We start from the raw sequence: 13,329 nt of genomic DNA, 5'->3' as shown, positions 1-13,329 counted from the left end.
GTGTCTCCTCAGGACGGCAGGGCGGTCTTGCGCTCGACATATTTGCCGAAGTGCTCGATGCCGTAGTTGATGATGAAGTAGAGACCACCGGCCAGGAAATAGAACTGGAGGCTCATGAAATTGCGGGAGATGATCTCTTGCGTGCGCAGGAGAAGCTCGGCGACGCCGATGACGGAGAGCAGCGTTGAGGCTTTCACCATCTCGGCCGCCGTATTCACCCAGGCCGGCAGACACTGGCGCATGGCCTGCGGCCACAGCACCGAGGTGAAGGTCTGGGTAAAGGTCAGGCCGATCGCCTTGGCGGCTTCGGTCTGCCCCTTGGGGATCGCCTGAAGCGCTCCGCGCACGATCTCACCGACATGGGAGGAGCAGAAGATGGCAAGGGCAAGCACGCCGGCCGAGAACGGCCCGAGATCGAGGCCGACGGCGGCGGAGACATAATAGCTCGCCAGAACCAGCACGAGCACCGGCGTGCCGCGGATGATATCCGTATAGGCGCGCACGGCCAGACGCAAAACAACGCCGCCATAGACGAGCGCCAGACCGACGAAAACGCCGAGGATGGAACCGGCGAGGATGGCCAGCAGGGAGATCGATACGGTCACGCCGATGCCGTTCATGATGACGTAGCGGGCGATCCAGAGTTGTTCGAGAAAGGTGTGGGACATCCGGGTTTATCTCGGCAGGGCCAGACGGCGCTCGACGAAGCGCATTACGGCGGCGATGAGGAAACAGGTCGCGACATAAAGGGCTGAGGTGACCATCCAGGTCTCTATGACGCGGAAACTCTCGACATTGATCTTGCGGGCAGCAAAGGTCAGTTCCGGCACGGCGATGGCGGCGGCGAGCGAGGTGTCCTTGAAGAGCGAGATGATCGTCGAGGACAGAGATGGCAGCACGTTGCGCAACATCAGTGGAGCGATGATGGAACTGCGGATCTGCATCCCCGTCAGGCCGATGGCAAGACCCGCTTCCGTCAATCCTCTCGGAATTGACAACAGCCCGGCACGGAACACCTCGGCCAGATAGGCCCCGGAATAGAGGGATAGAACCAGGACGAAGCTTTTTATCTTGTCGAGGCGCAAACCCATCTGCGGCAGCGCGAAAAAGGCAAAAAGCACCAGGACGAGAATCGGCAGGTTGCGAATGACAGTGACATAGACCCGCGCCGGCACGATCGCAAAACGGCTTTTGGATGTCAGTGCGAAGGCCACGACGAGGCCGATCGCGGCCCCGATCAGGATCGAGATCACCGCAAGACCGAGGCTGAGTGCAAGCCCGCTCAAAAGAAAATCGAAATTGCGCCAGACGGCGGCGAAATTCAACGTATAACCCATACGGGCCGCCCTTTCAGACCAGAGCATGATGCCGAAAAGTGTGAGCTCTTTTCGGACAACATCATGCTCTCACTCCTCAATTGAGAACAGGATTCAGATTTTAGGCCGACCCGGCCTGAAATCATCCTGCTAGCGGAGCGGGAGAAAAGTCCCGCTCCGCATGGCTGTTACTTGAACTCGACGGGAAAGCCGATCTGCGGCGGCGTCAGATCTTTGCCGAACCAGGTCTTGAAAGACTTGGCGTAAAAGTCGAATTCAACGCCGGTCATGGCCTCATGCAGGGCGGTGTTGACGAAGTTCAGCCAATCCTGATCGCCGCGCTTGACGGCGCAGGCATAGGTCTGCGGGTTCCAGCCGTAGCCGGCATCCTTATAGCGACCCGGATTCTGCGTCATGTACCAGGCGAGCGACGACTGGTCGGTGGCGACTGCATCGGCGCGTCCCGATTCCAGCGCCTGATAGATCAGGTCGACGGAATCGTACTGATCGACGGTCGCCTCTGGCAAGGCGGCATGCACCATCGCCTCGGCGTAGACGTTCTGGAGAACCGAGATGGTAACGGAGGAACCGGCCGCCTTGAGGGCTGCGTAGTCAGCATATTTGCCATCCGCCTTGAGCATCAGGCCGACACCCTCGCGATAATAAGGAATGGTGAAGGCAACCTGCTGGGCGCGCTCGCCGGTAACGGTCATGAACTGGCAGGTGATGTCGACTTTGTCGGTGGTGATGTTCGGGATGCGGGCGTCGGAGGACTGGTTCACATACTCGATCTTCTCAGGATCGCCGAAGAGCGCCTTGGCGATGATGTGGCCCATGTCGACGTCGAAGCCCTGAAGCTTGTCGTCGGCACTCTTGAAGTGCCAAGGCGCATTGGTGCTGCCCGTGCCGAGGACGAGATGGCCGCGGGCCAGCACTTCATCGAGCTTGCTGCCGTCGGCCAGCGCAGGCGTGGACAACAGAGCGGCGACGGCCAGCGACATCACGCCGGTGCGAAAGGAAATGGTCATGGCGTTCCCCTTATGGATGGTTCCTATTGTTCCAGTATAATGGACGCATGTCTGTTTTACTGGAACAATGTTATGAAGTGCCATCAAGGATGAATTGTCAATGGGTCATGCCGAAAAAACGCGCAGTGGTGCGCGTGGTGATTTTTTCGGCAGTGCAGCATTGTTCTCTTGTTTCAGAGGCTCAACATCATGCCTTCTCGTTCGGCGACCTGACAGCCAAGCCGAGGGCGGAAGATGTGGCCTTCAGAGCGAGCGCCTCAGGAACCGCCCGCCTTAGGCGTTTGCGGTCGCAGCGCGGATCAGCGAACCAGCCGCCTCGCCTGCGGCTTCCATATAGGTCGGGTCGCGATGCAACAGAACGACGGCGAACGAGCCATCGAGCAGCAGGACGATCTGCCGAGCGAGCTGCGGCGCTTCCGTCTTGATTCCGGCCGCCTCGAACGTAACCTGCAACCAGGCCTCGACCCTCTTCTTGTGTTCAATCCCGACTTTCATGGCTGGATGGCCAGGCATATTGGCGAGTTCCGCAGAGGTGCGCAGGAAGCCGCAGCCCTTCCATTTCGGATGGCGGGCCGCGCGGGCGAGATTGCGAAAGATGCCTTGCACCCTATCCGCCGGTTCGCCCGTCGTTTCCGCGTACCAGCGCTTGAACAGAGAGAGGTTAGGCTGGTCGCGCGCCTCCAGATAGGCCCCGATGAGATCGTCCTTGCTGGCGAAATGGTAGTAAAGGGTGCGTTTCGTGACACCGGCCTCTTCAGCCACCGCATCGACGCTGACGCTCCTGATGCCCTCGTTGTAAAACAGCTTGGCGGCCGCCGAGATGATGCGTTCGCGCGTCGGGATTGGCTGTGAGATCATGTCGCTATGTATACCGACTAGTGAATATACACAAGCATCGACCGGCGGCATACTTCTCCTGACGCAGCATAGCGGAAAGGAAAACCGAATGGCCGACACTGTTTTGATCGACAGCCACGACGGAATCGCCACGCTCACTCTCAATCGCCCGGAAAAGCTCAATGCGCTGAATTATGCCTTGATAGACCGCTTGCTCGCGATCCTCGACGCCATCGAAACCGACAGTTCAATTCGGGTGATCATCCTCACCGGCGCAGGCGAGCGGGCATTCTCGGCGGGTGGCGATATCTACGAATTCTCGGAAAGCGTGGCGCAGGGCGCCGATGTCGCCATGCGCGATTTCGTCGCGCGCGGACAGCGATTAACTGCGCGGCTGGAAGCCTTCCGCAAACCCGTCATCGCCGCCGTCAACGGCCTTGCCTTTGGCGGAGGCTGCGAAATCACCGAGGCTGTGCCCCTCGCCATCGCCAGCGAACGCGCCCTGTTCGCCAAGCCCGAGATCAATCTCGCAATGCCGCCGACCTTTGGCGGAACGCAGCGTTTGCCAAGGCTGGCCGGGCGCAAGCGCGCCCTCGAATTGCTATTGACGGGCGACGCATTCTCCCCGCAGCGCGCCCTCGAACTCGGCCTTGTCAACCAGCTTGTCCCGCATGACGCTCTCATGCCGGCCGCCCACGACCTCGCGCGGCGCATTCTGCGTCATTCAGCGCTGGCGGCGGCGAGCATTCTGACGGCGGTGACGCGCGGCATCAACCAGAGCATTGCGGAGGGGCTGCTGATCGAAGGCGAACAATTCGCCCGCATGGCGCCAACCGACGATTTGCGCGAAGGGCTCGACGCGTGGATCGAGCGTCGCAAGCCGAACTATCCCGGCTCGTGGTCGCTCGATTGATTGTCGCCAATACTGCTGAGAATGGCTCAGTCAGAGTAATCAGAACTCTTCCCAATCAGACTTCAGCGCGGCGGAGGCTGACCCGCGCTGGATGGATGCGAGGGGCGAAGTACGAACGACTTTCAAAGCCGTCGGTGCGACGGGGTGACGATCGGCCTGCGCGAACGACGACCTCGATCTCGGTGCATCGTCGAAACGGAACTGTTCAAGAAGCTTGAAAAGCGCGGCGGCCTCTCGCGCGAGCCCGTGGCTTGCCGCGGTCTGCTCCTCGACCATCGCGGCATTCTGCTGCGTACCCTGATCGACGGTGTTGATGGCCTGGTTGATCTCGCCGAGTGCAGTCGATTGTTCGCGCGCCGCCTCCACGATCGCTGTGACGTTGGTATTGATTTCGTGAACCTGACTGGCGATTTCCTGAAGTGCGGATCCGGCATTCGTCACGAGGGCGACGCCGTTTGCGACATGAGAGCCGGACGCGGTAATCAGGCTCTTTATCTCCTTCGCAGCTTTCGCCGACCGCTGAGCCAGTTCGCGAACCTCCTGGGCAACGACCGCAAAACCCTTACCGGCCTCCCCTGCTCGTGCCGCCTCTACGCCGGCATTGAGCGCCAAAAGGTTGGTCTGGAAAGCAATCTCATCAATGACACCGATGATATTGGAAATTTCGCGCGACGAGGTTTCGATCTGGTCCATCGCACCGATCGCGTCACGAACCACCTCACCGGAATGCTCCGCATGATCTTTGGTGCGCGCCACGAGTTGACCGGCCTCCTCGGCGCGGCGGCTCGAATCCTTGACCGTCGTCGTGATTTCCTCAAGGGCAGCCGCCGTCTCTTCGACGGATGCCGCCTGCTGCTCGGTACGCTTTGCCAGGTCGTCGGCCGCCGTGCGGATTTCGTTGGAACCGGCTGATATCGCCTTGGCATTTTCGGCAACCGTTGCCATTGCGCCCTTCAACTTCTCCGAGGCGCTGTTGAAGTCGGCACGCAGCCTTTCCAGTGAAGGAATAAAAGGCTTCTGGATCGTCTGCGCCAGGTCGCCATCCGCAAGGTTCGTCAGGCAACGGGCAAGTTGTTCGACATTCTCGACGCGCGCCGTGACATCGGTTGCGAACTTCACGACTTTGAACACTTTGCCGTTCAGGTCAAAGATCGGATTGTAGGAAGCCTGGATGTAAACCTTCCGTCCGCCCTTGCCCACACGCATGAATTCGTCGGCAACCAGCTGGCCGCTCGCAAGTTTCCGCCAGAACTCCTTGTAAGCCTCCGACCTCGAGTAATCGGCTTCACAGAACATCGAATGATGTTTGCCCTGGATTTCGGCAGGCGAATAACCGAGGGCGGTCAGGAAATTGTCGTTCGCGGTCAGGATTTCGCCGGTCGGCGTGAATTCGATGATCGCCTGAGCCCGGGACAACGCGTCGATCTTGCCCGCATCCTCGGCAGATTTCAGCTTCTGCGCGGTGATATCGGTTGCAATCTTGATGACCTTCACCGGCTTCCCACGTCGGAATACGGGATTGTAGGATGCCTCGATCCAGACCTCGCGCCCGCCTTTTCCGACGCGTTTGTATTGTTGTTGATCGAATTTCCCGGCTGACAGCTTCGTCCAGAAAGCCTTGTATTCTGCCGAGGATGCATAGGCAGGTTCGACAAACATGCTGTGATGCTTTCCGACGATCTCCCTCAACTCGTAGCCAAGCGCCCTGCAGAAGTTTTCGTTCGCAGTGAGGATCTTGCCAGACAAGTCAAACTCAATCATGGCTTGCGAATTCGACAAAGCGGCAAGAACCGCGACAGCATTTGCACCACGATCAAGAATATTCACACGCAATCCCCCTAGATTTCACTGCTGTGTATCCAGCCATGCCCCGAATATTCGCTTATGATCATTAATGGATATTTAATTATGAATAAACGTTGCAGGTATGTTTCGTTTTGAATGAGCGCTGCATCAGTAAGGTGCGTCGTGACGACGCGCGTCGGCGCCAAGGGCCAATCCCTATCCTGCGTTGGGCGATATAGAATTTCCGTCAGGTTCTCCGGGACCAGCGGCCTGCCGGCCACTCACCCGCTTTTCAACTGCGCCATCGCAAGTAGCGTGTCAGCGCTTATCGTCGATGATCCGGTCAGGATCGAAAGGGCTGTCGACGTGGTGCCCGTGCCATTGGCCATGTCATACATGGCAGTGAAGCGTTTGATCAGATCGTCGACTTTTTCCGGATCCGACAGATCCTTGATGTCGATAAAATTGCTGATCATCTCGGCTTGCTTGTCGACGTCCATGTTCGAGACATAACTGGACAGGTTGAATGTCGTCGTAAAAAATTCGAAGAGCGCGCTATCGCCCAGAATGTCATAGGCGTTCGAGATCTCGGGCGCCTTGTGCTCGAAGTAGAGGGCGAGGCGCACGCCGGTGTTGCTGTCGCCCTGATCATCCTCGAGCGTCAGCCTGACATAGGCGTCGATCGTCTCCAGCACATCGCCGCGCTGCTGCACCGTGCCGGTGGGCTCGGCGGAAATATTGCCGTCCTGATCGAAATTGAACGCACCGACGAGTTCGGCGAAACGATTGTCGTCCAGCTTGTTGACATAGCTATCTTCGTCGTCGAGGTCTGAAGAAAACATCTTCTCCAACTCGTCCGACGTGACATCATCGGGATCGAGCCCCTTCGCCTCGAGCGCGAAGGAAACCAGGCGATCGTCGGCCAGAAATTCGCTGGCCGTGGTGATCGTCGCCATCTGCTCGCGAAAATAGGTAATCTCCTCGTCCGCCGCGTCGGTTGCTTCCGTCAGCTCGTCGCCTTCGAGGTATCGGATCTTGTTCTGCTTGTAATAGGCAGCATAGTCGTCGACGACGGATTCCGACATGGCCTGCAGCGGAACGGTAACGTCGCCATTGCTGTCGAAGTTGAAGGCCTTGCGAAAGGCTACGAACCGATCGTCGTCGAGGCTGTTGACATAGCTTTTCGAGTCCGAGGGATCGCTTTCGAGAATTTTCCGGACCTCGCTTCTCGAAACGCTGTCCGGGTCTATGTCATAGGCTCGCAACGCCATTTCCCACAGTTCCGGGAGATCGTCGTTGTCGTCATCGTCGTCGTCATCGTTCGAGACCAGGAAATCATCGATCGAAGTGACGCTGGCGATGCGCGTCGTATAGTTGTCGACGGCGTCTTCGGTGTCGGTATTGGCGATCAGCAGCTGATAATTTTCATCGAAGGCCGCCGTGGTCGCGGCCGTCTGTTCCGATGTCTGGGCCGTGTCGCCATCGGCAAGCGCGCCGTCCTCATCGAAATTAAAGGCATCGTGCAGTTCGGATAAGCCGATCGCGTCGGCGACGTCGGCGCTTTTCAGCGCCGCGGAAATGAAGTTATCGGTCTCGCTATCGGTAAGCCCGTAGGCAGTTCTCAGATAGGAAACCAGCTTGTCGTCGCTCATCAACTCATCGACGGAGGTGATGTTTCCAAGTTGTGCAGCGAAATAGGTGTCATAGGCCTCCCCGGTTTCCGAGGAAGCGATCGTCGCCGAGGCCACCGCATAAGCGCTTGTGACCAACGAGAGCTGATCTTCCGACATCACGTCGCCGTCGGTCGAGCCATCCTCGTTGAAGTTGAAGGCCTTCGCCAGGTTGACATAGACATCGTCGTCGAGCTGGTTGACGAAACTATCGGCATCGTCGAGATCGCTCGTCAGAACACTCTTCAGGAAGCTGGTTGAGGTGTATTCGGTGTTGAGGCCGAAAGCCGTCAGCACATAGTTCTTCAGCTTCGAGCTCGACAGGAGATCGTCGACCGAGGTGATCGACGAGATATTCTCTTCGAAATAATCCGTCTGGTCTGCGATATCGTCAGCCTCGGTGTCGAAAGATTCCTCATAGGCGTCGAGCAGGCTGTCCCGCTGCGCATCCGACTGGGCTGTCTCCGTCTCGCCGGAAAATTTAAAAGCGGCCGCAAACTCGGCATAGCGGCCATCACTCAGACTGTTGGCAAAGCTGGATGAATCGCTGAGATCGCTTTCCAGCACCTTCTTCATGAACGCCTTGGCATATGTCATGTCTTCAAGGCCGTAGGCCTTCATGGCATAGGAGTAGAGCTTATAATCGCCCATGAATTCATCGACTGTCGTGACCTTGCCAATGTTTTCCTTGTAATAGCTGCTGTCGCGGGCAACCGTTGCCTGAGAAGCTACACTCGAGAGACTGGCGCCCAGATTTCGCGCGACCGAGAGATAGCTCACATAGGTGGAAACCAACTTCTGTCCCTTTCATAAGCACGCGCGCGCGAAAGCCTGCCGGCAGCCACGGTTGAAACTTTTCATATTTGCTGAGATCTTGCCGCCGCTCATGGCGCATACGGACCGCACTCATGCGGCCGAATCAATTTAATAGAACTATATGGTACTATAATTCGTCCAAAATGCAACAGGACGTCAAAAGTCGAGGGATCGCGGCTTTATCGGGTCAGGCGGCGCCGACGCCCGCGGCAAAGATGGCAATGCAGCGCCGGAGATGGGCAAGCAGCGCCGCCCGGTCGGGCCAGGCCTGAGCGCGTCCTTCCGGCGGTCCCATGCCACCAAAGATCATATCCATCAGCATGCGGGCTCCGCTGGCCGGATCGTCGAGCGACAAACGGCCTTCCGCCCTACGGTCGCTCAGCCAGTTGGCAAGTTGCTGCCGGCTGGCAAGCATGCCTTCGCGCTGCAGAATGTCCACGAGTTCGGGAAACTGCCCGGCTTCGCGAAAGACGAGCTGCAGGAAACCGGCACGATCCGCATCCTTGTCCTCATCCATATCGATCATGAAGATGCGTTCGAGGCTCTCGGCGATCGAGAGATCTTCCGGAGGCCGAGGCAGATCGAGCATCATGCGTCGATGAGCACCGACCACAGCGGCAAACAGCTCTTCCTTGCTCTGAAAGAGCTTGTAAAGCGTCTGTTTTGAAACTCCCGCCTCGGTGGCGACGACCGCGGTCGTGCTTCCGGCATACCCGTATTTTACAAAAACGCGGCGGGCAATCTCGACGATATGCACTCGCTTGTCATCGTCGCTCGAGACTTTCGGCCGGCCCCGTCTGCGCGGCTCATCTACAGGCTCGTCGGCAACATCCATGATGGTCTAGACCGCCCCGTTAAAGCACAAGCCGACGGCCGCAGAAAGGAAACTACGATTTCTGAGGGACGATTTTTTCGGTTGTGGCATTAGCAATTTCGATTTAGAGAACTCATCAGTTCTGTAATGCGTTGCATCCCCACCCTCTAGCGATGGAGCGCTTATGACGACCATTTCCGCCGCAACATCAATTTCTTCCTATTCCTATAGCAAGAATTCGACGTCAGCATCCCAGGACGCCCTATCCTGTAATACGATTTCGGCAAAAAAATCAACCACAACCCAGCAGCTCGACGAAGACGCGACCAACAGCGCCGAGAAACTCATGTCGCAGTTGATGTCGCTGACGATGAACGGCCTCGCCGGTCAGTCCGGCTCCGGCGAGCAGCAGGACGGCGGCGCAGACATGGACGTTGCGCAGCTGGACAGCGATGGCGACGGCTACGTGAGCAAGGCCGAGTTCGTCGCAGCCCGGCCGTCCGATGTGTCGGAGGATCAAGCCGGCACGCTGTTCGACAGCTTCGATAGCGAAGGTTCCGGCTCGCTATCGGTCGATGCGCTGACCGAGGCCACGTCCGCCCAGCAGTCGGAACGTGCCGAGGGGCCGCCGCCGCCGCCACCCTCCGACGATGACGACCTTGCATCCCTGCTCTCCGATCTCGATACCGACGGCGACGGGCTTGTGAGCAAAGCCGAGTTCGTTGCAAGTCGGCCGTCCGATGTGAGCGAGGAGCAGGCCGGCACGCTGTTCGACAGCTTCGACAGCGAAGGTTCCGGTTCGCTATCGGTCGATGCGCTGACCGAGGCCATGTCAGCTCAGCAGTCGGAACGTCCCGAAGGACCGCCGCCGTCCGCTGACGACGACCAGTTTGCATCTCTGCTCTCCGATCTCGATACGGACGGAGACGGGCTCGTGACATTGGATGAATTCATGGCGGGTAAGCCGGACGACGTCACCGAAAGTCAGGCAAGCCAGCTCTTTAGTCTGCTCGACACGTCACGCACCGGTTCATTGTCTGCACAGTCCGCGAGCTGACGGTCGTTAAGCCGTCGCCATTGCGGTCGCTGGAGGATCTGCACTGAGACGGTTTGAAAGCGACCCGGCAGTCGAGCCGGCAGAGCCTTCAGTCGGGTCGCTACTGACATGTGGAACCACTCGAATGGTGCGCCGTCACAGGCGCACGGATAACTAGCGCGCGGATGAGCCGAAGCGCCTATCGCCATCACGGGGTTAGTCCAGACAATCAGATCATCGACCGGTGTCGGCCTTTGCCCGGCGCCCGCGATGTCGTGCGCCCGCCATCCGGGCTCTGGAAGCCCCTCGTCACATGGCATGTTCCCAAACCTTAAAGGATCGAGCCATGAGCATTTTTGGAAGCATGAAAACCGCCGTCTCCGGCATGAGCGCCCAGGCAAACCGGCTGAGCACGGTTTCCGACAATATCGCCAATGCGAACACCACCGGCTACAAAGCCGTTTCCACGTCCTTCTCGTCGCTGGTTTTGCCCTCTTCCTCGGGCAATTATAATTCCGGCGGCGTCCAGACATCCGTGCGCCAGGCGATTTCTCAACAGGGCGACATCTCCTATACGACCTCCGATTACGACCTGGCGATATCAGGAGACGGCTTCTTCATCGTGGAAAGCGCCGACGGCACGCCGGTGCTGACCCGGGCCGGCGACTTCTCGGTCGACAGCGACGGCAATCTCGTCAACGGCGCCGGTTTCACGCTCATGGGATACTCCTATGATTCCGGCGTACCGGCGGTGGTGGTCAATGGCTTCGACGGCCTGGTGCCGGTCAACGTATCCCAATCGGGCTTGAGCGCTGTCGCTTCGAGCAGCGCCTATTTCAGCGGCAACCTGAATTCCGAGGCAACCGTCGTCACCGATACCACGACGCTGCCGAGCGCCAACACGGCGAGCGTCACCGACGACACGCAGAAGATGTCGCTGGTTGCCTATGACAGCCTCGGCGGCACCGTCCAGTACGACTATTACTTCACCAAGACCGGCGTCACGACGGACGCGGGCGGCGCAGTCACCGGCAGCACCTGGGAGGTCGCGGTTTACCGCAATGCCGATGCATCCACCGGCAGCACGACGTCCTTTCCCTACTCTTCCGATGCCGTCAGCGTCGCGACGCTCTCCTTCGACGCCGACGGGCAGCTCACCTCCGCGACCGACACTGATATCGTCGATCCGGTGACGGCAAAGACGATCACCATGGACTATTCCGATTTCACCCAGCTCGCCTCCGACTTCTCGGCGACGGGCTCCGCAGACGGCCAGGCCGCAAGTGCCGTGAGCTCGGTGTCTATCGGTGCGGACGGCGTGGTGTCGGTCTCCTATGCAAACGGCGCGACGAAGGCTCTCTATCAGATCCCTCTGGCGACGGTCGCCAGCCCCGACAATCTGACGCTGCTCAGCGGCAACGTCTACAGTGCCAACGGATTGTCCGGGGTAACGGTCACCGGCTTCCCGCAGACGAACGGGCTTGGTTCCATCCAGTCCGGTGCTCTCGAAAGCTCGAATGTCGATCTCGCCGGTGAACTGACGGAGATGATCGAGGCGCAGCGCAGCTATACCGCCAATTCGAAGGTGTTCCAGACCGGCTCCGATATCATGGATGTCCTCGTCAATCTGAAACGATAGGGAGGACGCCGGCATGTCGCTCACCTCCGCCTTGAACAGCGTGCAAAGTATTTTCAACACGACCGGCCAACAAAGCAGCGTCATCTCGACGAATATCGCCAATGTCGGAAATTCCGACTATGTGAGACGGGAGGCGTCGGTTACGACGTCTCTTTCCGGCGCCCAAGTTGTCAGCATCAGCCGGGCGCAGGAAACGGCGCTGCTTGCCCAGTATCTGCAAACGAATGCCAAGGACAGCGCCCAGCAGACGCTGGTGACCGGCCTCGAAAGCCTGAAGTCGCTGGTGGGCGGCAATGACTACGAGACCTCGCCGAGTACCTATCTCACAGCATTCCAGCAGGCGCTCCAGACATTCGCCACATCCCCGAGCAGCACGACATCAGCGCAATCGGCCGTGACCGCCGCGCAGGATCTTGCCAATTCGTTGAATACCGCAAGCGACGGCGTCCAGTCGATCAGAGCCGAGGCGGATGCGGAGATCGCCACACAGGTCTCCACCCTGAACACGCTGCTGTCGCAGTTCGAGGCGGCCAACAATGCGGTCAAGCTGGCGACATCGACCGGCACCGATACATCCTCGGCGCTCGACGAGCGTGAAAAGCTCCTGAAGCAGATCTCCTCGATCGTCGGCGTCACCTCCACCGTGCGCGACAATAACGACATGGCGCTCTATACCTCTGATGGCACCGCGCTGTTCGAGACCATTCCCCGCACCGTCACGTTCGCGTCGACGGCAACCTACGTTGCCGGAACGGAAGGCAATTCCATCTATATCGACGGCGTTGCACTCGACGCCGGCGAAGGATCGACGACGAGTGCCTCGGGCAGCCTGCAGGCGCTGCTGCAGCTTCGCGACGAAATCGCCCCGACATTCCAGGACCAGCTCGACGAGATCGCCAAATCGCTCGTCCAGATCTTCTCGGAAACCGACGGCAGCACGAGCGCACCGGGACTTTTCGTGTGGACGACGGCGTCGGGCACAACCGGGGCAACACCTGCTGCTTCCGACGATACCACAGGGATCGCCTCCACTATCTCGGTCAATTCAGCCGTCGTCACAAGCGAGGGCGGCGATGCGACGAAGCTGCGCGACGGAACGATCAGCGGCATCACCGATCTCAACACCTCGGGAGACAGCGGCTTCTCGGACAATCTCGACGCCCTGTATCAGGCGCTGACGGAACAGCGTTCGTTCTCTTCCGACGCAGGTCTCTCGACGTCGCAAAGCCTGACGGACTACGCCAGCGCCTCCATCGGCTGGCTCGAACAATATCGAAGCGATGCAACGGCGGCTTCCGAAACCACGGCTGCGGCCTTGTCACGCTCCGACGAGGCCTATTCCAACGAAACGGGCGTCAACCTCGACGAGGAACTGACGCTACTTCTCGACATCGAACAATCCTACAAAGCAGCGACGAAGATCCTGAACGTCATCGACGAGATGTTCCAGTCGCTCCTCGACATAGCGAGCTAGT

Annotated in this window: 11 protein-coding genes; 4 read left to right on the top strand and 7 right to left on the bottom strand. The window is 59.0% G+C overall.

Features of this window, described 5'->3' with window-relative positions; genetic code table 11:
* Positions 1–8: 8 nt before the first annotated feature.
* The 4 genes from ACD590_RS24560 to ACD590_RS24545 all read right to left on the bottom strand — a co-directional run bounded on the left by ACD590_RS24560 (position 9) and on the right by ACD590_RS24545 (position 3,202).
* Positions 9–668, bottom strand: a complete 660-nt coding sequence (locus ACD590_RS24560; protein ID WP_011648868.1) for an amino acid ABC transporter permease — start codon at positions 666–668, stop codon at positions 9–11.
* Positions 669–674: 6 nt separating this feature from the next.
* Positions 675–1,337 carry an amino acid ABC transporter permease gene (locus ACD590_RS24555; RefSeq protein WP_047622998.1) on the bottom strand — a complete coding sequence of 221 codons (663 nt, stop codon included), beginning with the start codon at positions 1,335–1,337 and terminating at the stop codon, positions 675–677.
* A gap of 167 nt (positions 1,338–1,504) precedes the next feature.
* Positions 1,505–2,344 carry a transporter substrate-binding domain-containing protein gene (locus tag ACD590_RS24550; protein ID WP_012755573.1) on the bottom strand — a complete coding sequence of 280 codons (840 nt, stop codon included), beginning with the start codon at positions 2,342–2,344 and terminating at the stop codon, positions 1,505–1,507.
* Positions 2,345–2,617: 273 nt separating this feature from the next.
* Positions 2,618–3,202 (bottom strand): TetR/AcrR family transcriptional regulator, encoded by a 585-nt coding sequence (locus tag ACD590_RS24545; protein ID WP_439003582.1) that lies wholly within the window; start codon positions 3,200–3,202, stop codon positions 2,618–2,620.
* Between the two features lie 88 nt (positions 3,203–3,290).
* On the opposite strand from ACD590_RS24545, the gene ACD590_RS24540 reads away from it, so the two are divergent.
* The gene (locus tag ACD590_RS24540; protein WP_131598596.1) at positions 3,291–4,094 is read left to right on the top strand and encodes a crotonase/enoyl-CoA hydratase family protein; all 804 of its coding nucleotides are present in this window, start codon (positions 3,291–3,293) and stop codon (positions 4,092–4,094) included.
* 39 nt (positions 4,095–4,133) lie between these two features.
* Here the strand turns inward: ACD590_RS24540 and ACD590_RS24535 are convergent, their stop codons facing one another.
* From ACD590_RS24535 to ACD590_RS24525, 3 genes are all read right to left on the bottom strand, one after another.
* Positions 4,134–5,921, bottom strand: coding sequence for a methyl-accepting chemotaxis protein (locus tag ACD590_RS24535; protein WP_439003581.1), 1,788 nt, complete (start codon positions 5,919–5,921; stop codon positions 4,134–4,136).
* Between the two features lie 239 nt (positions 5,922–6,160).
* Positions 6,161–8,344, bottom strand: coding sequence for a DUF1217 domain-containing protein (locus tag ACD590_RS24530; protein ID WP_439003580.1), 2,184 nt, complete (start codon positions 8,342–8,344; stop codon positions 6,161–6,163).
* A gap of 208 nt (positions 8,345–8,552) precedes the next feature.
* Positions 8,553–9,200 (bottom strand): TetR/AcrR family transcriptional regulator, encoded by a 648-nt coding sequence (locus tag ACD590_RS24525; protein WP_018245720.1) that lies wholly within the window; start codon positions 9,198–9,200, stop codon positions 8,553–8,555.
* Positions 9,201–9,363: 163 nt separating this feature from the next.
* On the opposite strand from ACD590_RS24525, the gene ACD590_RS24520 reads away from it, so the two are divergent.
* From ACD590_RS24520 to flgK, 3 genes are all read left to right on the top strand, one after another.
* Positions 9,364–10,236, top strand: coding sequence for an EF-hand domain-containing protein (locus ACD590_RS24520; RefSeq protein ID WP_283186744.1), 873 nt, complete (start codon positions 9,364–9,366; stop codon positions 10,234–10,236).
* A gap of 325 nt (positions 10,237–10,561) precedes the next feature.
* On the top strand, positions 10,562–11,854 hold the full coding sequence (locus ACD590_RS24515) for a flagellar hook protein FlgE (protein ID WP_131605106.1): 1,293 nt from the start codon (positions 10,562–10,564) through the stop codon (positions 11,852–11,854).
* A 13-nt stretch (positions 11,855–11,867) separates the two neighbouring features.
* Complete coding sequence (flgK, locus tag ACD590_RS24510) at positions 11,868–13,328, top strand: flagellar hook-associated protein FlgK (protein ID WP_283186743.1); 1,461 nt, start codon at positions 11,868–11,870, stop codon at positions 13,326–13,328.
* Position 13,329: the final 1 nt, after the last annotated feature.

This window comes from Rhizobium sp. 862_C5_N1_2 (assembly GCF_051811205.1).
In the GTDB taxonomy this organism is placed as follows: domain Bacteria; phylum Pseudomonadota; class Alphaproteobacteria; order Rhizobiales; family Rhizobiaceae; genus Rhizobium; species Rhizobium leguminosarum.
This window is presented reverse-complemented; position numbering and strand designations above follow the sequence as displayed.

Excerpts from the sequence above, each read along its gene's own strand:
- ACD590_RS24545 (WP_439003582.1), bottom strand. The coding sequence starts at position 3,202 with ATGATCTCACAGCCAATCCCGACGCGCGAACGCATCATCTCGGCGGCC.
- flgK (WP_283186743.1), top strand. The coding sequence starts at position 11,868 with ATGTCGCTCACCTCCGCCTTGAACAGCGTGCAAAGTATTTTCAACACG.
- ACD590_RS24555 (WP_047622998.1), bottom strand. The coding sequence starts at position 1,337 with ATGGGTTATACGTTGAATTTCGCCGCCGTCTGGCGCAATTTCGATTTT.
- ACD590_RS24525 (WP_018245720.1), bottom strand. The coding sequence starts at position 9,200 with ATGGATGTTGCCGACGAGCCTGTAGATGAGCCGCGCAGACGGGGCCGG.
- ACD590_RS24515 (WP_131605106.1), top strand. The coding sequence starts at position 10,562 with ATGAGCATTTTTGGAAGCATGAAAACCGCCGTCTCCGGCATGAGCGCC.
- ACD590_RS24520 (WP_283186744.1), top strand. The coding sequence starts at position 9,364 with ATGACGACCATTTCCGCCGCAACATCAATTTCTTCCTATTCCTATAGC.
- ACD590_RS24560 (WP_011648868.1), bottom strand. The coding sequence starts at position 668 with ATGTCCCACACCTTTCTCGAACAACTCTGGATCGCCCGCTACGTCATC.
- ACD590_RS24550 (WP_012755573.1), bottom strand. The coding sequence starts at position 2,344 with ATGACCATTTCCTTTCGCACCGGCGTGATGTCGCTGGCCGTCGCCGCT.
- ACD590_RS24540 (WP_131598596.1), top strand. The coding sequence starts at position 3,291 with ATGGCCGACACTGTTTTGATCGACAGCCACGACGGAATCGCCACGCTC.